This window comes from Nostoc sp. (genome assembly GCF_036919815.1).
GTDB lineage: Bacteria > Cyanobacteriota > Cyanobacteriia > Cyanobacteriales > Nostocaceae > Nostoc.
Genome location: NZ_JBALCE010000113.1, coordinates 19,660 through 42,238, shown reverse-complemented (window position 1 = coordinate 42,238; position 22,579 = coordinate 19,660). Strand labels below are relative to the sequence as shown.

At 43.6% G+C, this 22,579-nt stretch carries 15 protein-coding genes; 7 read left to right on the top strand and 8 right to left on the bottom strand.

The annotated features are described in order from the left end of the window. Positions 1-489: 489 nt before the first annotated feature. From V7K15_RS25745 to V7K15_RS25725, 5 genes are all read right to left on the bottom strand, one after another. Positions 490-3,612: an efflux RND transporter permease subunit gene (locus V7K15_RS25745; protein ID WP_334910148.1), complete on the bottom strand. Its 3,123-nt coding sequence runs from the start codon at positions 3,610-3,612 to the stop codon at positions 490-492. A 248-nt stretch (positions 3,613-3,860) separates the two neighbouring features. Next, positions 3,861-6,983, bottom strand: a complete 3,123-nt coding sequence (locus V7K15_RS25740) for an efflux RND transporter permease subunit (protein WP_334910146.1) — start codon at positions 6,981-6,983, stop codon at positions 3,861-3,863. Beyond that, the gene (locus V7K15_RS25735; protein ID WP_334910144.1) at positions 6,980-8,461 is read right to left on the bottom strand and encodes an efflux RND transporter periplasmic adaptor subunit; all 1,482 of its coding nucleotides are present in this window, start codon (positions 8,459-8,461) and stop codon (positions 6,980-6,982) included. The genes V7K15_RS25740 and V7K15_RS25735 overlap by 4 nt, the downstream gene beginning before the upstream one ends. A 255-nt stretch (positions 8,462-8,716) precedes the next feature. Continuing rightward, positions 8,717-9,997: a S41 family peptidase gene (locus V7K15_RS25730; RefSeq protein WP_334910142.1), complete on the bottom strand. Its 1,281-nt coding sequence runs from the start codon at positions 9,995-9,997 to the stop codon at positions 8,717-8,719. A 125-nt stretch (positions 9,998-10,122) separates the two neighbouring features. Further along, positions 10,123-10,500 carry a hypothetical protein gene (locus V7K15_RS25725; RefSeq protein ID WP_334910140.1) on the bottom strand — a complete coding sequence of 126 codons (378 nt, stop codon included), beginning with the start codon at positions 10,498-10,500 and terminating at the stop codon, positions 10,123-10,125. Between the two features lie 328 nt (positions 10,501-10,828). Here V7K15_RS25725 and V7K15_RS25720 point away from each other — a divergent pair, with 328 nt between their 5' ends. Together V7K15_RS25720 and V7K15_RS25715 are read left to right on the top strand one after the other, a co-directional pair. Continuing rightward, complete coding sequence (locus tag V7K15_RS25720) at positions 10,829-12,049, top strand: sensor histidine kinase (protein WP_334910139.1); 1,221 nt, start codon at positions 10,829-10,831, stop codon at positions 12,047-12,049. A gap of 2 nt (positions 12,050-12,051) precedes the next feature. Beyond that, complete coding sequence (locus V7K15_RS25715) at positions 12,052-12,696, top strand: response regulator transcription factor (protein WP_334910137.1); 645 nt, start codon at positions 12,052-12,054, stop codon at positions 12,694-12,696. A gap of 12 nt (positions 12,697-12,708) precedes the next feature. Here the strand turns inward: V7K15_RS25715 and V7K15_RS25710 are convergent, their stop codons facing one another. Continuing rightward, the gene (locus tag V7K15_RS25710) at positions 12,709-13,362 is read right to left on the bottom strand and encodes a tetratricopeptide repeat protein (protein WP_334910178.1); all 654 of its coding nucleotides are present in this window, start codon (positions 13,360-13,362) and stop codon (positions 12,709-12,711) included. Between the two features lie 366 nt (positions 13,363-13,728). Here V7K15_RS25710 and V7K15_RS25705 point away from each other — a divergent pair, with 366 nt between their 5' ends. Beyond that, positions 13,729-14,754, top strand: coding sequence for a S66 peptidase family protein (locus V7K15_RS25705; RefSeq protein WP_334910135.1), 1,026 nt, complete (start codon positions 13,729-13,731; stop codon positions 14,752-14,754). Between the two features lie 192 nt (positions 14,755-14,946). Here V7K15_RS25705 and V7K15_RS25700 read toward each other — a convergent pair whose 3' ends face one another. Beyond that, positions 14,947-15,810 (bottom strand): DUF2382 domain-containing protein, encoded by an 864-nt coding sequence (locus V7K15_RS25700; RefSeq protein WP_334910133.1) that lies wholly within the window; start codon positions 15,808-15,810, stop codon positions 14,947-14,949. Between the two features lie 680 nt (positions 15,811-16,490). Here V7K15_RS25700 and V7K15_RS25695 point away from each other — a divergent pair. The 4 genes from V7K15_RS25695 (at position 16,491) to V7K15_RS25680 (ending at position 21,188) form a co-directional block, all read left to right on the top strand. Next, positions 16,491-16,946, top strand: a complete 456-nt coding sequence (locus V7K15_RS25695) for a CAAD domain-containing protein (RefSeq protein ID WP_334910131.1) — start codon at positions 16,491-16,493, stop codon at positions 16,944-16,946. A 129-nt stretch (positions 16,947-17,075) separates the two neighbouring features. After that, a complete protein-coding gene (locus tag V7K15_RS25690) occupies positions 17,076-17,558 on the top strand; it encodes a hypothetical protein (RefSeq protein ID WP_334910129.1) in 483 nt (160 codons plus the stop codon). Between the two features lie 267 nt (positions 17,559-17,825). After that, the gene (locus tag V7K15_RS25685; protein WP_334910126.1) at positions 17,826-19,310 is read left to right on the top strand and encodes a helix-turn-helix domain-containing protein; all 1,485 of its coding nucleotides are present in this window, start codon (positions 17,826-17,828) and stop codon (positions 19,308-19,310) included. Between the two features lie 252 nt (positions 19,311-19,562). Beyond that, positions 19,563-21,188, top strand: a complete 1,626-nt coding sequence (locus tag V7K15_RS25680; RefSeq protein WP_334910124.1) for an NAD(P)/FAD-dependent oxidoreductase — start codon at positions 19,563-19,565, stop codon at positions 21,186-21,188. Between the two features lie 250 nt (positions 21,189-21,438). Here the strand turns inward: V7K15_RS25680 and V7K15_RS25675 are convergent, their stop codons facing one another. After that, positions 21,439-21,942, bottom strand: coding sequence for a beta-lactamase hydrolase domain-containing protein (locus V7K15_RS25675; RefSeq protein ID WP_442949717.1), 504 nt, complete (start codon positions 21,940-21,942; stop codon positions 21,439-21,441). Positions 21,943-22,579: the final 637 nt, after the last annotated feature.

The window sequence follows — 22,579 nt, the reverse complement described above, 5'->3', positions numbered from 1 at the left end:
GACTTTATCCATTTTTTGGCAACGCTTTAGCTGACGCTGAAAGCTTTGTATGACCGTAGTTTTACTTTTTAGTTTTCACCTAAAATCAGTGATATGGAAAAAGTTTTTGCCAAAAAGCTAGGGTTTTGCCGATACAAGAGATCCAAGTTATTAATTTTGGATAAAGTCGAGCTAAGCCTGAAGAAGATTCGATAGGATTGAAGTGACCGTAGATAATTTCCGGTCTGAGCCACCCAGGTAAATTAAGAGCGATCGCTCTACCCTCTGACTAAACGCAACTATTTCATTATGTAAAATGGCTGTATGAGTACAACCATCCAATCATCACCAGGAACCTCATCAAGCTGTTTATAAAACCTGATTTCGTCTGCTTCTATCCAAGCCTCCACTATTTCTAAATTGTTGTGATAGAAAGCGTGTGCGACTTATCCTAAAATCCAAAATTGATTGACGGGGACTGAAGCTAATACCCTTTAATAATCAGTATTCTCAGCTTACCTTGGGCTTTTTGAATAAAAAGCCGGAAAACTTAGGTTGGCCAAGGTTTTTCCGTAATGCCTCCATGTAAATGTAAAACACTGGAGTCAGATAGAGAGTCAATATCTGAGAGAACAACAATCCACCAACGATCGCAATCCCCAAAGGACGACGCGCTTCTGAACCTACTCCCGTCCCCAAAGCTATGGGTAATGTCCCAATTAAAGCTGCCATCGTCGTCATCATAATCGGGCGGAAGCGAGTCAAGCAAGCGACATAGATGGCATCAAAGGAATTTTTCCCTTCCTTTCGCTGTGCTTCAATGGCAAAGTCCACCAGCATAATCCCGTTTTTCTTGACGATGCCCACTAGCAAAATAATGCCGATAAAAGAGTAAAGATTTAAATCAACTTGGAAAATCAGCAGCGTTAGTAATGCGCCAAAACCCGCCGAAGGCAGACCGGAAAGAATGGTGATCGGGTGAATGAAATCCTCATAAAGGATACCGAGAATCAAATAGATTACTACAATAGACACCAACAACAGCGCCCCTAAATCGTTGAAGGACTGTTGGAACGTTTGGGCTGAACCCTGAAAACTGGGGGTAATTGTTGAGGGTAGCAACTCACTGGCTACTTGCTTGATGGCATCTGTAGCCTGACTTAGAGACGTTCCTGGTAGGGTGTCAAAAGAGATAGTCGCAGAGGGGAGTTGAGCAACGTGAGTGACGGTGAGTGGTCCGACATTCTGGGTAATATTAGCGATCGCACTCAAAGGAACCAGTTTTCCAGTACTCGATTGCACATATAGTAGCGATAGGGCGCTGGGATCTCGCTGAAACTCCGGTTTCACTTCTAAGATTACATAAAATTGGTCATTTGGGGTATAGATAGTAGAAACTTGGCTGGAACCATAAGCGGCGCTGAGGGTTTGTTCAACTTGTTGGGCGGTAATCCCCAGAGTTGCAGCTTTGTTGTGGTCAATTTGGACTTGGATTTGGGGAGTGCTGAGTTGTAAATCGCTATCAACGTTCTGGAGTCCTGGTAGGGTTTTGACTTTATCTACAAGTTTCGGAACGTATTGGCGCAAGTCTTGCAAATTCAAGCTCTGCAAGGTGAACTGATAAGTAGAATTAGTTTGTTGTCCACCGATGGGAATAGCTGGCGGAGAGCGGAGGAATGTCTTAATCCCAGTTGTACGTCTCAACTTCGGGGTTAGCTCTTGAATGATTTGGTCAGCACTCAGTTGACGTTGAGAACGTGGTTTTAGCCGAATCGTAATTCGCCCGCCGTTGACTGAACCGTTCGGGCCACTTGCACCTACAATCGAATCAACTGCTTCAATGTTAGGGTCTTTACGAATGATATCAACAACCGTTTGCTGGTGACGCAGCATATCATCAAAAGAAATATCTTGGGCGGCTTTCGTGTTCGCCATCAGTTGTCCAGTGTCTTCGGTAGGAATAAATCCTTTGGGAACGATGACGAACAGATAGACGGTCATTAGCAGCAGAATGCCAGAACCAATCAGTGTCATCAGGCGGTATTTTAAAACAGGCTTGAGCGTCCAATCATATCCCCGCAGTAGGAAATCAAATCCCCCTTCTAAGACTCGATAGAGCCGATTTGGTCTTTGCTGATGGGATGAACTTAAGAAACGACTGCACAACATGGGGGTGAGACTGAGGGAAACAAAACCCGAAACCAAAATTGCCACTGCGATCGTCACGGCAAATTCATGAAATAATTTACCGATTATTCCACTCATAAACATGATCGGGATGAACACCGCTACTAGGGAGAGGGTCATTGACAAAATTGTGAAACTGATTTCTTTTGATCCCTTCAATGCTGCGTCTAGGGGAGATTCGCCCATTTCCCGATAACGGACGACATTTTCCAACACCACGATCGCATCATCCACGACAAAGCCCACGGAGAGGGTCAACGCCATCAGTGAGATGTTGTCTAGGGAGAAGCCCGACAAATACATCACGGCAAAAGTGCCAATGATCGCTACAGGTAGCGCCAAACTGGGAATCAGCGTTGCAGTGATGTCACGTAAGAATAAGAAAATCACCAAGATAACTAGACAAACCGAGAGAACCAAGGTAAACTTTACATCGTTGACAGAGGCTCGGATGGTTTGGGAGCGATCGTACATAATCCCCATCTCAATGGATTTGGGAACTTGTTCGCGGAGTGTAGGTAAAAGTTTCTGGATGGCATCAACGATATTTACCGTATTAGCACCCGGCTGTGGCTGCACGGCGAGAACAACGGAATGGCGGTTTGTTACCTTGCGATCGCTATACAAATTCGAGACTTTGACGTTTTGTTCACTGTCAATTACGTCCCCCAAATCCTGGAGGCGCACGGGCGCACCATTTTTGTAAGTTACAATCAGCTGGCGATAGCCGGCAGCATCGGTGAGTTGACCGTTCGCCTGAATCGTATAACTTTTGTAAGTGCCAGAGAGACTGCCTGTTGGCAAGTTGACATTTCCCTGTTGAATTGCAGTTTTTACCTGACTTAGACCGATTCCCCTTGATGCTAACTCTCGCGGGTCAAGCTGGACGCGGACTGCATATTGCTGTTGACCAAAAACCTGTACCTGAGCAACACCATCAATCATCGAGATTGGCTGACCAACTGTTACCTCTGCATATTCATCTACTGTCGAGATTTGCTGTGTCTCAGAATACATATAGAGGAAGAGAATTGGTGAGACAGATGGGTTAACTTTGCGGTAGCTGGGTGGGCGAGGCATTCCGGCGGGCAGTTGTCCGGCTGCTGCTGAAATGGCTGCCTGTACATCTTTGGCGGCATCTTCCACTCTGCGGCTAAAGTCAAATTGGAGGGAGATGTTGGTGCTACCAGTTGAACTGGTGGAATTGAATGAATTAAGTCCGGCAATTTCGGTAAACTGTCTTTCTAGGGGGGCGGCGACCGAAGATGCCATTGTTTCGGGGGTGGCACCTGGGAGACTAGCAGAGACAGATATAAAAGGATATTCAACGTTAGGTAGCGCACTGATGGGTAATAATACATAACTCATCAGACCGAAGATGAGGATACCGATCATTACCAAAGTGGTCATGACTGGACGACGAATGAAGAGTTCTGAAAGGTTCATGGGTTTTGTTCTCCCAGAAATGTGGTGGGGATGCGAATGTGAGTTACTTTGCTATCTCTTCCTTTGCGCCCTTTGCGTCCTTTGCGGTTCGTTAAAAAAATTAGATATTTTTATAGCGGCAAAAGAAAGCATAAGAGAATGAGGAAACGAACCGCAAAGGGAGCAAAGGACACAAAGGTAAGAGAGTTGTAAAGGGTTTTTGCATCAGTACCGTGAATTTTTGAAAGATTGGGATTGCTTGTTGAAAATCACGATCGCCCGCCTGAAAATGAGAATACCCGACGGAACTTAACTTGACTGAGCTTTTTCCGCCATGATTCCATATAGATATAGAAGACTGGTGTTAAATACAGGGTCAATATCTGAGAAAATATCAGTCCGCCCACAACTGCAATCCCTAGAGGACGGCGGGATTCGGAACCAGCCCCAAATCCGATCGCGATCGGTAAGGTTCCCATTAGCGCTGCCATCGTTGTCATCATAATCGGGCGGAAGCGCACTAAACAGGCTTGATAAATCGCCTCAGAGGGCTTTTTCCCTTCATTTCGCTGGGCTTCAATGGCAAAATCCACCATCATAATCCCGTTTTTCTTGACGATGCCCACCAAGAGAATTATGCCGATGAAGGAGTAAACATTCAGTTCGACATGGAATATAATCAACGTTAACAATGCGCCAAAACCTGCTGAAGGCAAACCGGAAAGAATCGTAATCGGGTGAAGAAAATCCTCATAGAGAACACCCAGGATCAGATAAATTACTAAGACTGCGATCGCTAACAATAAACCCAAACTCGGCAGTGAACTCTGAAATACCTGACTTGCGCCCTGAAAGTTCGTGCTAATGCTGGCAGGAATTACCTGATTAATCAGTTTTTCTATCTCTTCGTTGGCATTTCCCAAGGACACACCGGGAGCGAGGTTAAAGGAAATAGTCGCGGCGTTCATCCGACCGTTATGATTAACCATTAACGGGCTGACTCCCTGAGATAGTTTGGCGAATGTCTTCAAAGGAACTGCCACTCCAGTACTGGAGTTAATGTATAATGCCAACAAAGCATTGATATTCTCTTGATACTGGGGTGCTAATTCCAGAATCACCTGATACTCATTGGTCGCTGCATAGATGGTTGACACTTGGTAGGAACCGTAAGCACTTCTTAAGGTATTTTCGATTTGCTCGGCGGTAATCCCATAAGTTGAGGCTTTATCGCGGTCGATGTCAATTTCAATCTTAGAAGCAAACTGTAAATTGCTGTTCACATCCTGGAGTTCTGTCAAGGTCTTCATCTTGAGAACAAGTTGGGGAACATACTCCTGCAAGGGTTTGACATCAGAACTCTGGAGTGCTAGTTGATAAAGTCCTGTACTTTGTTGAGCGCCAATGGGAATCGCCGGGGGATTTTGTAAAAATACTTGGATGCCGGGAAGAGTGGCAAGTTTGGTTCGCAAATTTTGCACGATTTCGTCGGCAGTAAGTTGGCGCTGCGATCGCGGTTTTAACCGAATGAACAAACTGCCGGAATTAGCTGCAACTGCTGCCCCACCGCCACTACCACTCGCTCCCGCCCCGATATTGGAGTTGACTGCATCCACGTTTGGATCTTGCCGAATCAGGTTAACAACTGTTTGCTGATGCTGCACAAGATTATCGAAGGATGCATCCTGGGCTGCTTGGGTAATGCCTGTAATTTGTCCGGTATCTTCGCTAGGAATAAAGCCCTTGGGAACTACCACCAACAGCCCAACTGTCACTATTAATAGAAAGCCAGATAAAATCATCGTGGTGCGGTGATATTTTAAGACTTTTTTGAGACTCCAATCGTACAAACCGAGGAAGCGATCAAATACATATTCGGAAGCTTGATATAACCGACTTTGATGTGCATGATCTACAGGACGCAGAAAACGACTGCACAACATCGGAGTCAGACTCAAAGACACAAAACCAGATACGAGAATTGCAACTGCGATCGTCACTGCAAATTCATGAAATAATCGTCCCAGGACTCCACTCATGAATAACATGGGGATGAAGACTGCAACTAAGGAAAGGGTCATCGATAGGATGGTGAAACCAATTTCTCTCGATCCATTCAACGCCGCTTCTAGTGGACGTTCCCCCATTTCTATATGACGGACGATATTTTCTAGCATGACGATCGCATCATCGACTACGAAGCCCACCGAAAGGGTCAACGCCATCAGTGACAGGTTATCTAGTGAATAGTGCAGCAAATACATCACCGCAAAGGTGCCAATCAGCGAAACGGGTAATGCCAAACTGGGAATCACCGTCGCCGAGAGGTTCCGCAAAAATAGGAAAATTACTAAGATAACTAGAGCGATCGTCAGAATCAAGGTAAATCTGACATCATCTACTGAGTCTCGAATTGACTGAGACGCATCATAGAGAATCCCAATTTCCACGGATGCCGGAATCTGCTCTCGCAAATTCGGCAGCAATTTTTTAATCGTGTCTACGACTTGCACCGTATTTGTTCCGGGCTGTCTTTGAATCGTGATAATAATCGCGCGGGTGTTGTTGTACCAGCTGGCTAACTTGTCATTTTCTACACTGTCAATGATCCGCCCCAGTTGATTAAGATAGATCGGCATTCCATCTTTGTAAGACACAATCAACTGGCGATAAGCAGCCGCATCCTGGAGTTGTCCGTTGGTTTGGACTGTAAAATTCTTGTGATTTCCCGAAAGACTGCCGGTAGGTAAATCGACGTTACCCTGTTGAATCGCCGTCGCCACCTGATCTAGCCCAATTTGCCGCGTTGCCAATTGCTGCGGATCAAGTTGAATTCGAGCCGCATACTTTTGGGAACCGTAGACAGCTACCTGTGCTACTCCATTGATTGTAGATAACTTTTGCGCTAGATAAGTCTGGGCATAATTGTCTACTTGGGAAAGGGGCAGAGTCGGAGAGTCGAGATAAAGGTAAAGAATCGGTTGATCGGCGGGGTTAACCTTGCTGTAAGTGGGAGGATTGGGTAAATCGGTCGCAATTTGCCCCGATGCTCCCGATATCGCGGCTTGCACATCCTGCGCCGCGTCATCAATATTCCGACTCAGGTTAAATTGCAGGGTAATTTGAGTCTGTCCCAGAGTGCTAGTTGAGTTGAGCGAATCGAGTCCCGCAATGCTGGAAAATTGCTTCTCTAGGGGACGGGCAACCGATGCGGCCATGGTTTCGGGGCTGGCTCCCGGTCGGGCGGCACTTACCTGAATTGTGGGATAATCCACACTGGGTAAATCGCTGATTGGCAGCAAGCGATAACTCATAAAACCGAAGATCAAAATCGCCGCCATCACCAAAGTCGTCATGATTGGGCGGCGGATAAATGGTTCTGAGAGGTTCATAAATCACCTCCGCCTGAGTTAGGGGAATGATTTCTTCTAGACTTCGAGGAATTCCCATCTGCATTTGAATTATTGCCGGCTGTTTTGATGCGGATTTTGCTACCCGAAACCAGATTCGCTTGACCATCGGTGACAATTTTATCGCCTGGTTGCGGTCCTTTCTGAACCACATCTAGCCCATCAATGCTGCTACTAACTGTAACTGGAACATTTTCCACTGTCATATCTGGCTTAACTACAAAAACAAACTGTCCATCTGGGCCATTCTGCACGGCTTGGGAGGGAACAACCGTTGCATTCGGTTGTTGAGTCAGCGTCAGCGTTGCATTCACAAATTGACCGGGAAATAAATGTCCTTGCGTGTTGTCAAAGTCGCCAATAAGTTGAATTGTTCCCGTGGTGTTATCGACCGTATTATTGACAAATGTCAAAGTACCTGGTAGAGGATGAGCTTGATTATCCGGGAACGTCACATCTACCTTCAGCTTGCCATTCTGCATATACTTTTGTACTTGGGGTAGATTTGTTTCGGGAATCGAAAAAGCAACTTGAATCGGGCGAATTTGGGTAATATTCACCAATGGAGTCGTGCTATTAGCTTGCACCACATTGCCCTGAGTCACCAGAATATTGCCAGCAAGACCATCAATCGGCGCATAAATTTTGGCGTAAGATAATTGGACTTTGGTATTATCTAATGCTCCCTGGTCGGAACTGACAACGGCTTGAGCATTAGCGATCGCAGCTTGATCGCCTTTGACAACAGCTTGAGCATTAGTTATGGCCACTTGATCGCTTTTCAAAACAGCCTGAGCATTAGCGATCGCTTCTCGATCTGCTTGCAGAGTTGCGGTAGCCGATTTGCTATTAGAAACGTATTGCTGTGATTGATCTAAACTAATCGCGCCCTTCTTATACAACGCACCATAGCGATCGCTTTGTCCTTTGGCAAATTCTGCTTGCGCTTGATCCTTGGCCAAAGTCGCCTGGGCTTGTCGCACCAAAGCTTGGTCTTTAATTAAATTCGCTCTAGCTTGGTCTATCTGACCCAAATCTCTAGTTAATGCAGCTCTTGCTTGTTGTACCTGCGCTTGGTCTTTGGCGACAGTTCCTTGAGCTTGCTGGATTGCAGCAGTTTGCGATCGCTCATCCAGGGTAAACAAAAGTTGTCCCTTTTTCACCTCTTGACCTTTCTTAAAATAAACTCCAATGATCCGTCCACTGGCTTGGGGCGTAATCGCTACCGTAGACCCCGATTGCACGTTACCGATGGCCTGCAATTGGATTGGAACCGTTTTTTGTGTCACCATTGCCACAGTTACAGGTGTCACTTGCTGCTTATTACGATCAGCTTTTCCCGTTTTCTCTGTCTTGGCTGCACCCGCATGGATACCAAAAACAACTAGTCCAGCCAGCAAGATCACGCCCAAAATTACCCAAGTAATCTTTTTTGGCGATCGCGGGAGTTTCGGTTCCATACTCTTCTCGGTTAAACTCTCGTTAGAAATTTCATGGATCATCAGAACCTCCAGAGGATTTTAGTTTATTAGAAATAGCCAAATCCTTTACTCCGTTAACTCCCGCTTCTACCGATTTCATTTGCGATCGCTATACTTACAGCACTTACGCAAAAAAGTTCTGAAGTAGTGGTAATACCCTGGGGGAAGCTAAAGCTACATGAATTACCACTACGATAAATCAGGTTTTTGAGACAAATTTGCGTAAGTTCTGACTTATTTCCCACGCTGTAAACTTAAATGATTAGCCTCAGACTGAATCAATTTATTCAGGTCAGCAACAGCCCTAGCATACTGAGGATCAGCTAATGTCCCTAAGGTTCGATTTTGCACTAATGCTTTCTGTTGTGCCTCAGTTAATTCCACAGTAATATCTGGTGCAATACCGACATGATTGATATCTCGACCTTTTGGTGTGTAGTATTTGGCGATCGTTAGTTTCAGCGCCGAACCATCCCCCAGTGGCTCTACGGATTGAACTAAACCTTTACCGAAGGTGCGAGTCCCGACTAACCGGGCGCGATTGTCATCTTGTAGCGCTCCCGACAGAATTTCGCTGGCGCTAGCAGACCCTTTATCCACCAGTATGACTAAGGGTTTGTCGGTGAGAGGATGTCCCGACGCATTGTAGCTATCTTTAACTTTGTCTCGATTTACCAAAGACACGATCGCTCCTTGCTTCAACCACATACTGGCAATTTGCAAACTCGCATCCAGCAGTCCACCTGGATCGGAACGCAGATCCAAAACATAGCCCTGCACCTGCTGTTTTTCTAATGCTTGAATTGCCCGATGCATCTCTACGGCGGCAGTTTGGGTAAACTCTGGCAAAGTAATGTAACCAATCTTACCTGCTGCCGTTGTTCGCGTATTGTAAGTTACAGGATGAATCGCAATATTTGCGCGGGTAAGTTTGAAAGTTTGCGATTTATTGCCCCGTTGAATCGTGAGTACTACCTTAGTTCCTACCGGGCCAATAATCCGCTTAACGGCATCCTCAATTTTCATTCCCTGAGTTATTTGACCGTTAATCTGGATAATTACATCGCCGGGCAAAATACCCGCTTTAAAAGCAGGCGTTCCTTGAATCGGGGCGATAACGGTTAAGGCTTTAGTTTTCTCATTCTCTCCCAGTTGCAGCCCGACACCACTGAGGTTGCCAGAAAGGTCGTTATTTAGGGCTTGGTATTCATCGGGGTCGAAAAACACTGTGTAGCGATCGCCTAATTTAGCCACCATTTCTTGAATTGCCCCATAAGCCTGTTTCTTGGAACTATAGGAGCGACTAATATATTGCTGGCGAATTGCTTTCCAATCTTGATGGTTAAAGCTGACATCAACATAATTTTTATCAAGGATTTGCCACACCTGATCCACAAGTTTTTGGGGAGTAGCTTGGGGTTTTCCTAAAGCTTTAGAAGCGTAGAAACTAGTTCCTGTCAGGATTGCTGCTATAACGGCGAGTTCTATCTTGATCAGCAATTTTTGTTTGAACATACTTTAACTATTGAGGAATACAGAATATAGAATACAATCAGTGGGGGAATTGAATACCCCCAGTCGTACATAACTCATGGCTTGCTTGTGACGACTGACTCCTGAATTATGTTTTGATCAAACTACTAGGAATTATTTTGAGATTGCCCTGAACGGTGGGGATAGGCAGTCTTAAAAATCTCCTGAATTTTAGTCTTTTGTTCAGCCGTAAGATTCAGGCTCAATACTGCTTTACGCATTTTTTCACCTTGTTGCAATTTCCCTGACAATTGCTTTACCTGATCTGGGGTTAGAACTGCCTCAACTTGCTTGCGAACTGCTTCACGCTTCTGGGCGCGTTCTGGCGTATTCGATGCCGGAGAGTTGGTTGTATCAGATACCTTTGTCCCAGAGTCGCCCCCTTGAGACACATCTGGAGACTTAGAACTGGTGCAACCTGTGATTCCTCCAATGAAGATAGTTGCAAGTAGAAGGGTTGGTAAAATTATCTGTTTTTTAATCATTTGCTTCTCTTTTTTTGTTGTATGTGATACCACAGTTATGACTCAATTTCGCTTTATGACTGTTTGAAAAGTTGCTGATTTACTTACACCAGCTAATCTTAAAAGTTGGGATGGGTTTGTGCATGAGCTAGAATTCCTAACCTTACCAGTAAAAAAGTACTCAAGTTATTGTGACTTTTTTCCTAATTTAGAAATAGTTAATCAGTCGAAACGGCTCTATCGTTACTAGAGACAGATCCGTTATATAAGAAGTTGTTTAATATTTCTCTATAAAATTATGAAAATACCGATGATTTTGTCACAAAGGCCATTGAGTTGGAACAGTTCTATGGTTCGCTTTACCTACCCATCGTTCCGTCTGTTGCTTTACCTAGAGTGGCTGTTATTAGCCACGGCAGTATTCATGGAAGTTATGCTACCGTTTCAGTTGTCCTGGTGGTTGCTGCTAAGAGTTATTGCGATCGCCACCTTCAGCTTAATCGGCTTGAGACTTCCAACTGTGAAGCTGGAAACAAAATTACTTTATACAGCCCTGGAATTCGTTTTAATTTTGCTGCCAGCGACTCAACATATTTTATCTCCTCGCTCAGTTTTCCTGCTGTGTCTAGTACTGGTGATGCGGAGTTGTCTGATATTTAAGCAATTGGGACAGTTGATTGTCTTGGGTTTATCTCTGCTTTCTTATGCAACAGTGCTTTTGTCAAAACCGATTGCACCTGAGAATTTTATGCGAGATAAGGTGATTGCCATGTCCTGGGATTGGCGATTAAGTAATATCTTATTGTTTGGCTTAACGTTAGTATTCGCTTTATTATTAATTAATGCCCTGCTTGCAGAGCGCCAAAGTCGAGAGCAGTTAGAAATTGCCCATCAGCAATTAGAGATCATCAATCAACAGCTGTGCCAGTATGCGCTAAGGATTGAAGATCAGGCAACCTTGCAGGAACGCAACCGAATTGCCCGCGAAATTCATGATGGGTTGGGACACACTCTCGCTGCCCAAACTATTCAGATTAATAACACACTGTTATTCTGGCAATCAAATAATGACAAAGCATTAACATTTCTCAAACAGGCAAAGCAACTGGGGGCTGAGGCGCTGCTAGAAATTCGGCGATCGCTTTCTGTTTTGCGTTCAAATCCTTTGCAAGGGCAATCTCTCAAATCAGCCATTGAAAAGCTGCTGACAGATTTTCAGCAAACCACAGGTATTGAACCGGACTGTAAAATTGATCTACCGCAGACTTTACCAACAGAAGTAAACACAGCGCTTTACCGCATTGTGCAAGAATCGTTGACAAATATTTGCAAACACGCAGAGGCGACGAGTGTCACCGTGGGACTGCTGGCTCACGCTGGAATGATTCATCTGTCAATCGAAGATAATGGAAAAGGGTTTAATCCCACTCAAAATACAACCGGGTTTGGGCTACAAGGGATGCGAGAACGCGCGGTTGCACTGGGCGCTCAATTGAATCTCCACAGTCAATTAGGAACAGGTTGTTGTATTTCTGTTTCTTTGCCACTATCAAAGCTGTTGGTGTTTTAATTATGATTCGGATTTTATTAGTTGACGATCAGCATCTGATTCGCCAGGGACTTAAGAGTATGCTTGAGTCGAATGCCCAGATGCAGGTAATCGGTGAGGCGGAGAATGGGCAACGGGCGCTGGAGGTGATTGCCGCACTACAACCCGATATTGTGCTAATGGATATCAGGATGCCCGTTATGGATGGAGTTGCGGCAACAAAGGCGATCGCTCAAGATTATCCTGAGATTAAGGTTCTCGTCCTCACCACCTTCGATGATGATGAGTATGTTTCCCAGGCGATGCGGCTGGGTGCAAAGGGCTATTTGCTCAAAGACACCGAACCAGAGGAACTCATGTTAGCAATTCGCTCCGTCTATAAGGGACAAACTCTACTCGGCCCGGGATTGTTTGAGAAAGCACTCATGCCGATTGCTGCACCTGTCCCGTCTGTGGAACCCCGAAAAGAATTAGCGCAACTTACACCCAGAGAATTAGATGTATTGCGATTAATTGCTTGTGGAGCGAATAATCGGGAAATTGCGGAATCGCTGTTTCTTTCAGAAAATACTGTTAAGAATTATGTTACCAATATTTTGAGTCGGTTGAATTTACGCGATCGCACTCAAGCCGCTTTGTTTGCCCATTCGTTGTTTGGTGGATTCTGAATCAGATGATTTTCATGAAACACCAGGCTCATCAGCAGTTTTGATCTCTCGCATGATTCGTTCGACTTGGTTAACTTTTTCATCTCTATTCTGTGCTTTGAAAATATTTAAAGCTTTCTGTAAAGAAGATAAAGCCTCGTCTCGTTTATTTGTTTGCCACAATCCCAGTGCAAAATTAGTCAGGGCTTCGCCATAATTAGGATTAATTTCTAAAGCTTTTTGATATTCAGTAATAGCTTCTTCCCAGCGACTTTGGCTAGCATAAACAATACCGATCGCATTGTAAGCTAGAGCGTATTTTGGCTGGAGGCGAATCGCTTCTCGATAAGAGCTAATTGCTTCTTCTGCTTTCTTTTGCCGAAAAAGCACGTTTCCCAGTTGAAAGTGTGCGAAGGCGTCTTCTGGGGATTTTTTAATGAATTTGCGTAAATTTCCCTCTGCACCTGTCAAGTCTCCCTGATTGTATAAAGCATTTGCTTGTTGCAGGAGTTGCGATCGCTCTGGTGTATCTGTGTCTGAAGACTGTGCTAGTTTTTGTGGTTGCAAAGAAACTTTTGCCGGAACCGCTAACACTAATGATGATAGACCGATTACAGTTATGATACTTAGCGTCATGCCGCTAAAAGATTGAACAAATGCTGATTTGGGTTTGCTTTTCAGCTTCATCATCCTCAATGCCTCAATAAGGTTCTGATCTCCATGATAAAATATGGGCGCGTTAAGGTGAGAATGTGAATCTTACAGCTATTTTCAGGTAAATAGGCCACGTGGTAGGGGCACAGAAAAAGCTCATTGGTGTCAACTTAAGCTAAAATCTGCTGACTGTATGAGTTTTGCCCTCACCCCCAGCCCCTCTCCCATCTTGGGAGAGGGGAGCAAATTCTCCAGTTCCCCTTCTCCCAATATGGGAGAAGGGGTTAGGGGATAAGGGCTTCTACCTGAAGTTGACACGCATGAGCATTGCTGTGCCCCTACGACAGATGTGGTTCAAATATATGAAAGTCTTAGTTTTGGGGATGTTTCTGATGAATTATGACTATTAAGCGTCGGCAATTTCTCCGAACCTCTGGACTAGCTACCTTAGCCACCCAGATACCAGGATTTACCGCCCAAGGTAAGCCATTTCCAAACACCATCCGCAAGCCGCCCCGCCTACAAGTGGGCGATACTGTAGGATTAATCGCCCCTGCGGGTATTGTTGACACCAAAGACATCGAAGCAGCGCGAAAATCAATCACACAATTAGGGTTAAAAGTCAAGCTGGGGGCGCATATTTTAGATCGTTACGGCTATTTAGCGGGTAAAGATGCCGATCGCGCTGATGATCTAAACTCAATGTTTAGCGATCGCTCCATAAAAGCAATTATCCCCATGCGCGGTGGTTGGGGTTGTAATCGCATTTTACCCTTACTTAACTACTCGCTGATCCGCTCCCATCCGAAAATTCTCATCGGTTACAGCGATATTACGACGCTGTTGTTGGCAATTAATGCCCGTAGTCATTTGATTACTTTTCATGGACCAGTTGCCACGTCTACTTGGAATCAGTTTACAGTGGATTACTTCAAACGCCTCCTATTTAATGGTGAAGCGGTGACGATGCAAAATCTCAACCCTAGCGAAGTGCGAGTGGAGGCGATCGCACCGGGAAAGGCGAGGGGTAAACTTGTGGGTGGAAACTTATCAGTGCTATCAGCGATGGTAGGTTCACCTTATCTACCTTCCTGGAACAAAAGCATTCTGTTTGTGGAAGAAATTGGCGAGGATGTTTACCGTATAGATAGGATGCTGACGCAGTTAAAAACTGCTGGAATACTTAATCAAATTGCGGGTTTTATCTTTGGGCAATGCACTAATTGTAGTCTTGGGGATGAACCATCATTTACCTTAATGCAAGTATTGCAAGATCACATACTTCCTTTAGGTATTCCTGTTTGGTATGGTTCAATGATTGGTCATATTAAGGATAAATTTACCTTGCCAATCGGTGTGGAAGTGGAAATAAATGCTGAACTTGGGACAATACGAATGTTAGAGGCGGCTGTTAGTCTTGTGTGAAGGAGGCAGGAGGTTAGAATATAAAAGATAGTGACTCACATTTTATCTAATATGTAGGGGCAATACCCTGCGGGAAGCCGCTCCGCGTCTACATGAATTGCCCCTACGGCGTGTACTTTTGCGTAAGTCCTAAGTAGGTAAAAAACGCACTCCTACTAACTCAAATGCAATCACCTTTGTAGTTTAAGTAGGTTAACGCCGGTCAGTTTTATTCTCTATTCGAGTTCCATCAGCGTCAACATTTAATTCTTCGCGTCGAATGGTTTCTTCAGCTTCAACGGTTTCTTTGTCTACAACTTTCTGCACTTTGACTTCTTCTCGCAAAAAAGCTTCCTTATGGATGTCTGCAACTTCTTCATAGAGGTCTATATGCGCTACCTCGCCCTCGCCAAAGTCAGTCGCATCAGCAGACACAACTTTGCCTGTGTCTTGAGAAGTCACTCGCTCAATCATGACTCGCTCTTTTTCCACCGGAACAGTAACTCTTGCAGTTTCGCTTTCAACACGCTTACTAATTGCTACTTCTCCGCTTTTTCGGCGCTGTTTATTAGCAACTAGCCTTTCTTGGTAAAGTTTGAAGGTTTGGTCTTCGTGAGCGCTGACATCATACAAATCCGCGTCGTCTGCGTAGGTGTAGCTGTCAGGACTGGGAGTAGTGCGGCCAACTGTCGATCCTAGCGCAGCTGAACTTTCTACAGACGGTGTACGATATCCTCCACGCACCTGTTCTTCATAGTCGTAGTCAAGTGTTGTATGCTCTTGATATTCAGGTAAATTTTCCGCTTGCTCTCTTGTTATACCAACGACATATACACGGTTTGCTGTAGAGTCAATACGCGATTTTCCTACTGGTAGCAAGACTTTCTTGCCAAAAATCCAAAAGCCGATGTCAACAATTAAATAGCGGAATGCTCCTTGATCGTCTACTACAGCATCATTTACTGTACCAATCTTCTCATCAGTTCCTTGAACATACACACCCATTCCTTTGATGTCGTTACCTTCAAGAGTATTACGGTAGTCTGTATCAAATTCACTTATTTTCTGTAGTGGCATTATTTGATTCCTTAAAATCTTGCTGTGTCTTTTTTATAAATTACACAATTTAGTTTATGTAAATCTTCTCTCCAAGGATTGACTTCAATCATGTTGATATTTCATCAATTGAAGTAATTAAATATATTTTTATAACCCAAAAGTATGAGATAGAATAACGATTTCAGTATTGATGTATTACTCTGAATGAGATTGATTAGAACTAAATTTTTATAACTTTTGTGACTAGTTTCTAGCATTTGTGTGACTACTTACTAGCAGTAGATTTCAAGTCTAAATTTAGCTAAATCGATACATACCATCAAACCTAGCTAGTTTAATATGTTTATTAATACCTTACACTTAAATCAAATATCCTCACATTCTTAAAAATTTATTGCCTTAAGTTGTAATGCTTGCTCTATCACCCTTATTGAAGACAGAATTTATTCCAAAAGATTGATGATAAGTAAATCTAAAAATGCCTAAATATTATTAAAGTCCTAATAAATTCGCAAACCAATATTTACCTGTGCTGCTAAGGAGCAATAAGGATAAATAATGGACTTAAGTGTACATCAGCGTGATATAGGCGTATTTACTCATCATCGGGATGCAGAACAAGCGCTGCATAAGTTGATAAATTGTGGCTAAGTGTAAACTTTAAAACTGCTCTCATTGCAGAAAATCAGGAGATAATTATGGATACAGAATTACAGCAACAGCAGTATGTCGATGCTGCCTCCCAAAACCAGATAGAAGCACTTAAAGGTTCAGAGTCTGGAAACCTGGCAATGTTACCATCCGCCTCGGAAAATGAAGAACAATGGCAAAAAAATGGTAGACAGATTTCTCTATTTTTGGCAAAAATACCTGAATACATAGGTAGATTCTACCAAGAATACAAACTACTGATTATCAGCTTTGCTTTGCTTGTGATAACGGTTACGGCACTAAGAATTTTTCTAGCGGTACTCAACGCAATAAATGATATTCCACTAGTTTCTCCATTTCTCCAATTAATTGGACTTTGTTACACAATTTGGTTTACTTCCCGCTATTTGCTCAAAGATTCCACTCGGCAAGAATTTACAGCAGAAACTCGCTTGCTTAAAAAACAAATTTTAGGCAGAGAAGAATCACAGACTTTAAGCTAACTAAAGTATAGTGGCGAATACAGTGTATTTGAACTTTCGGTCAAGTAAAACTCGGCTTTTTACTTGACCATTGTATAGAACTGTAGACTCTTATACCACGTCAGCTAAATTAGCAGGAAAAGAAAATGTATGATCAAGACAAATAGATTAGCTTCGCTGACAACAACAGTATTTCTTTCAATATTGCTAACAGTCCCGCTGCTTAATAGCTGCGGCGGAGGTTCCCAAAATGCTGCGCCACCTCCAATTGACGATAGTATTGGTAGAAATTTAAATAATCGCGCCCCCGTAAATCAACCCCAAGCTAGGAGGGGATTGAGTACAGGGCAGAAAGTGGCAATTTTGGCAGGAGCCGCTGGACTTTACTACCTCTACAATCAGCGAAAGAATGCCCAAGGAACAGGAGCGCAGGGGAAATACTACCTTTCTAAGAATGGGCGTGTTTACTATCGAGATGCTCAACGTCGCCCTATCTGGGTAACAGCGCCACAAGAGGGCATTCGGGTTCCACAGGAGGAGGCACAACAATACCGGGACTTTCAAGGATATAATAACAGTCCCACAGGGCGAGACTTAAGGGGTTTGGGTGAAGGTACTGTTCCGACAAATTAATTTTTGTACATATTATAAATAGATGGCGTTTAACCGTCATTCTATTTTTTAATAAAAACTTTTTTCATATTTAAACTTAATAATGTTCCTAATACAAATTCTGTTAGGACTTACGCAAAAAGGCAGTGAAAGCCTTGATTTTGTATAGGGGCAATTCATGTAGACTCAAAGGGGCTGAGAGTTATATTCTAGCAAGGTGAAGTAGAAGAAACTCAGCTTTATTTCATCATTGTAAATTATCTACGTGAGCAGGGGATTTATAGAAAAATGAAATTAGCAAAAATATTATATAGTAAAGTTCTGCATCTATTTCACCAGATAATTGGAATTACCATTTCCCGTAATCCAAACTCAAAGGAAACTAATGTTCCTCTTGATGAAGAATCTCTGGAAGACTCAAATCCTCAATTATCAAAGCAAATTCCTCTTCAAGACAGAGTTAATAAAGATGAGCAAAATTTATTATTAAATTACCAGTATTCAGCAAAACCTCGGCAATTCAAAAAAGCTTCTTTATTTCCTGATAGTAAGACTAATGTTGCTGCTTTGTCGCTAGTTTTGTCTGGAGTTGCTGAAGTCTTATCTCAAAAAATGAATTTGTCATGGAATCAAGTAAATAATACTTTTAGTTACGAAAAAGAAGCTGAAACTGGAAAAGGAAAAATCTTTTATTATGTAACAGATAATCCCGAAACTCCACAAGCAGAAACTCTGGCAGAAGAGGCAGCTTTAGTTGTTATAGACCAATTTGATCCAAGGGCGTGTGCTATTCACCTGATTTACTGTGCTTTAGTAACTAGTCTAGATAAACCTTGGTCAGGCAATTTTGTAATTGATGATAAGCAACTACTTGAATACACAGGGCTTGTTAAACGCAGGGACTTATGCAAGCATGAAAAATTGAGTATTTTATATGACTTGTTACGTCAACCTGCTCAGGTACTAGCTTGTATTGCATGGCCTAAACAGGAGAAAGTAGGAGCTTTTACTGTTGCTGATTTAAAGATTTGGGACATCAGCATAATACGAGATTTTGAAACAGATAAAGCTGGCAATAACAAGCTAGTGGGTTTAAAAGTGATAGGTCAAGCTGGAGTATGGACAAAATACTTCCTCAACAAATCTAAATACCACTACCACACTGGAATTATTACCAAGAAAACCGTACAGAAACTATTTAGTATTGGTAAACAAAATGCTGGCGCGGCTAGAATGCTAGTTTGGCTAACCTTCCAAATCCAACCGGAATTCCAGGATTGTGTAATGGGCAAGACTCTGATGGAGATTGCCTACGGTGCAGACAAAGTGTCAACAGCAGAGCAAGACAGACAGCTTAGACGGCAAATGGCTGATGATTTGGAAACTGACTTGAAAGTTGTCAAAGAAGCCGGATGGCAAGCAGAACTGGAAACAGGCCCAGCTTGGTTAACAAGCAGCACAAGCGCTAAAAGACCTATAGGTTACTGGAATCAAATACTCAATTCTACATGGCGTTTTCATTTACCAGCAGAAGTACAGGAACGCTTGACCGTGGACTCGAATCAGCTAAGTGCAAACAATATCCAGCCTCTATCAGGTAATGTCATCAGAGAAGGGAGAAAAGCAAAAGGCTGGTCTAGAGCATTTTTCGCTACAACGATGGGGAAAAGCGTTTCCTGGGTTGATGCAGTCGAGACGGGTACACGTCAGGTTTCTCAAAAGGACGTGCCCAAGTTGCTCAATACACTGGAACTACACCTTAACAGATATTGATTTCAAGTAAGCCAGGACTTACGCAAACAATAGCCGAAACCCTTATTTTTGGGTAGGGGCAATACCCTGCGGTCAGCTAAAGCTACATGAATTGCCCTTACCGCGTGTAGTTTTGTGTAAGCTTTATAAACTTTTCTTGTTTCTTTGAGGTAATTTTTGCTACTTGGTAAGGTTTCGGCAGAAGGCAGTATTCGTCCTGCCTTCTGCCTCTGTTGTTAATATTTTGATAGACAGTATGCATTTCTCCTCGCTATGTTACGACTAACTGAAGTAAAGCTCCCGCTTGATCATCCTGAAGATGAGATAAAAACTGCCATCCTCAAAAAGCTGCAAATCACAGACGAAGATTTGATCAGCTATTCCATCTTCAAGCGTAGCTACGATGCCCGTAAGAAAGGAGAGATTAACCTTGTTTATATTCTGGATGTAGAAACGGCTCAGGAAACTCATCTACTCAAGCGCCTGAAAAAAGATCCTCATGTGATTGCCACGCCAGACATGAGTTATCGCCCAGTGGCACAAGCTAGCAGCAATTTGGCGATTCGCCCCATCGTGATTGGTACTGGGCCTTGTGGCTTGTTTGCGGGTTTGATGCTGGCGCAAATGGGCTTTTGTCCGATCATTTTAGAACGTGGCAAAAAAGTCCGCGATCGCACTGTTGATACTTTTGGCTTTTGGAAGAAAAAATCAGACTTCAATCCAGAATCCAATGCCCAGTTTGGTGAAGGTGGGGCGGGTACATTCTCCGATGGCAAACTTTACAGTCAAGTCAAAGATCCTCAGCATTATGGACGCAAGGTGTTAACCGAACTCGTCAATGCGGGAGCCTCACCAGAAATTCTCTACATTAATAAACCGCATATCGGCACATTTAAACTGGTCGGAATCGTCCAAAGTATCCGCGCCCAAATCGAATCCCTCGGTGGCGAAATTCGCTTTGAAAGTCGGGTGGAAGATATCAACATCGAAAATGGACAGGTGCGGGGAGTCACCCTCGCCAGTGGGGAATATATCGCCAGCGATTATGTGATTCTGGCAGTCGGTCATAGCGCCCGTGATACCTTCCAAATGCTATTTGATCGCGGGGTTTACATCGAGCCTAAACCTTTTTCCATCGGCTTTCGGGTGGAACATCCCCAGTCGCTGATTGACCAATGTCGTTTCGGCAATCAAGCTGGTCATAAGCTTTTAGGTGCTGCCGATTACAAACTGGTTCACCATTGCCAAAATGGTCGCTCCGTCTATAGTTTCTGTATGTGTCCGGGGGGCTTGGTGGTTGCAGCCGCATCAGAGCCGGGGCGACTTGTCACCAATGGGATGAGCCAATACTCTCGCAATGAGCGCAATGCTAATAGTGCGATCGTTGTTGGCATCACACCCGAAGATTATCCGGGAAATGCTTTAGCGGGAATTGACTTGCAACGGCACTTAGAAGAACGGGCTTTTGAGTTGGGCGGTGGGACTTATGAAGCTCCAGGGCAATTAGTGGGTGACTTTCTCAACCATCGCCCCTCTACAGCGTTAGGCACTGTTAAGCCGTCTTATACACCTGGGGTACATTTGGGTGATTTGAGCGAGAGTTTACCAGATTATGCGATCGCTGCCATCCGTGAAGCACTTCCGGCTTTTGACAAACAAATTAAAGGATTTGCGATGGATGATGCTGTGTTGACTGGGGTGGAAACCCGCACGTCATCACCGATTCGGATTAAACGCCAAGAGGATTATCAGAGTTTAAATACAGTCGGTCTTTATCCAGCTGGTGAAGGCGCGGGATACGCGGGGGGAATCCTTTCGGCTGGTATCGATGGTATTAAGGTGGCGGAGGCAGTTGCTTTAAGTATTTTGAGGAATTGCACATCGTCAAATCTAAAATAGTGAATGCGATATTTCAGCTGTAATTGTCATGTTTAAGTTGTTCCACATTTAACTTGCATATATTGGGCGGGCGAGACGCCCACCCCACAAGAAATGTACAATTTCAGATTATGCAAACTAGATGTGGTTTAGCTTAGTCGAGCGAAACATCTTAGGACTTACACAAAACTACACGCCCTCTGGGGCAATACCCTGCGGTCAGCTAAAGCTACATGAATTGCCCCTACCTAAAAATCATTCTTTTCAGCTTTCAGCGAGTATGTACAGCTACTTTCGCGTGTTTGTTAACGTAGTCCACAAACAATTGCTTCAACCGGGGACTAACGCCAACGTGTTCAAAGAATCCAAAACCCAGATTCCTCGCTCTTACTAAGGTTTCCTCTGGTGTTAATCCTTCCTGGATAGCGATACTTAACAGCGCAATTCCAGTTGATCGCATCCCGGCTGCACAATGCACAACTGCTGGTTTCGGGATTTGTTCTAGTATCGTGAGGATTTTGGTAATTAGGTCTTCATTCAAATTTTTTAAATCTATTTTCATTGGAACATTTGTATAATACAGCCCCAATGCTTGGGCTACTTTTTCCTCATCCTGAGAAAATCCTAGTTCATCAGGCGATCGCAGATTGAGAACGGACTTAAAACCTTCTTGGATAGCTTGCTCAAGCTGTTTTGGTATGACTTGTCCTGTGGTTGTCAAATTTTCGTTTATCTGTATGGCGTTGATCACATTCACTCCTTTTGACTTTCTCATGTCTTCCAGCTTGGTAAATACTCTCAGGGAGCAAGCTTTGAGAAGATATTCAAGTAAACACGGCAAAATTAGCTAAATATCAAACGATATTGCTTGATTACTTCAAAATTTTTCTTTTGAAGTTGGTTATTTTATTGCTTTAGCTACAATACACAGTTTACCGATTGACTTACCGTAGTTTAAAACTTATTGTCCGTTTTGTCGATAGACTTACAGGAGTTTTATTTTCGGAGTTATCCTATTGAGCAGATTGGGTGAGCAATTGGATCAAGATTTTCGGTAAATAGTATAACTAGATACATTATAATTTTGCCTAAGCTATCTTAAAGCTATTTTCAGGTAAATAGACGACGCGATAGGGGCACAGCAATGCTCATTGGTGTCAACTTAACGTAGAAGTTAGGCTTGGCAAGCTTTCAAGGTTTAACCCTCACCCCCAGCCCCTCGACCAATTTTGGGAGAGGGGAGCAAATTCTCTAGTTTCCCTTCTCCCAACTTGGGATTCGGGGTTAGGGGATGAGGGCAAAACGTCTTCTCAAAGCAGATTTTTTCTTAAGTTGACACGTATGTGCTTTGTCTGTGCCCCTTTGAGAGATGTGATTCAAATACATAAAAACTGCTGTAAGGATCGGCATCT

Coding starts and splice junctions, on each gene's coding strand:
- V7K15_RS25745 (WP_334910148.1), bottom strand. CDS start 3,612: ATGAACCTTTCAGAACTCTTCATTCGTCGTCCAGTCATGACCACTTTG.
- V7K15_RS25740 (WP_334910146.1), bottom strand. CDS start 6,983: ATGAACCTCTCAGAACCATTTATCCGCCGCCCAATCATGACGACTTTG.
- V7K15_RS25735 (WP_334910144.1), bottom strand. CDS start 8,461: ATGGAACCGAAACTCCCGCGATCGCCAAAAAAGATTACTTGGGTAATT.
- V7K15_RS25730 (WP_334910142.1), bottom strand. CDS start 9,997: ATGTTCAAACAAAAATTGCTGATCAAGATAGAACTCGCCGTTATAGCA.
- V7K15_RS25725 (WP_334910140.1), bottom strand. CDS start 10,500: ATGATTAAAAAACAGATAATTTTACCAACCCTTCTACTTGCAACTATC.
- V7K15_RS25720 (WP_334910139.1), top strand. CDS start 10,829: ATGGTTCGCTTTACCTACCCATCGTTCCGTCTGTTGCTTTACCTAGAG.
- V7K15_RS25715 (WP_334910137.1), top strand. CDS start 12,052: ATGATTCGGATTTTATTAGTTGACGATCAGCATCTGATTCGCCAGGGA.
- V7K15_RS25710 (WP_334910178.1), bottom strand. CDS start 13,362: ATGAAGCTGAAAAGCAAACCCAAATCAGCATTTGTTCAATCTTTTAGC.
- V7K15_RS25705 (WP_334910135.1), top strand. CDS start 13,729: ATGACTATTAAGCGTCGGCAATTTCTCCGAACCTCTGGACTAGCTACC.
- V7K15_RS25700 (WP_334910133.1), bottom strand. CDS start 15,810: ATGCCACTACAGAAAATAAGTGAATTTGATACAGACTACCGTAATACT.
- V7K15_RS25695 (WP_334910131.1), top strand. CDS start 16,491: ATGGATACAGAATTACAGCAACAGCAGTATGTCGATGCTGCCTCCCAA.
- V7K15_RS25690 (WP_334910129.1), top strand. CDS start 17,076: ATGATCAAGACAAATAGATTAGCTTCGCTGACAACAACAGTATTTCTT.
- V7K15_RS25685 (WP_334910126.1), top strand. CDS start 17,826: ATGAAATTAGCAAAAATATTATATAGTAAAGTTCTGCATCTATTTCAC.
- V7K15_RS25680 (WP_334910124.1), top strand. CDS start 19,563: ATGTTACGACTAACTGAAGTAAAGCTCCCGCTTGATCATCCTGAAGAT.
- V7K15_RS25675 (WP_442949717.1), bottom strand. CDS start 21,942: ATGAGAAAGTCAAAAGGAGTGAATGTGATCAACGCCATACAGATAAAC.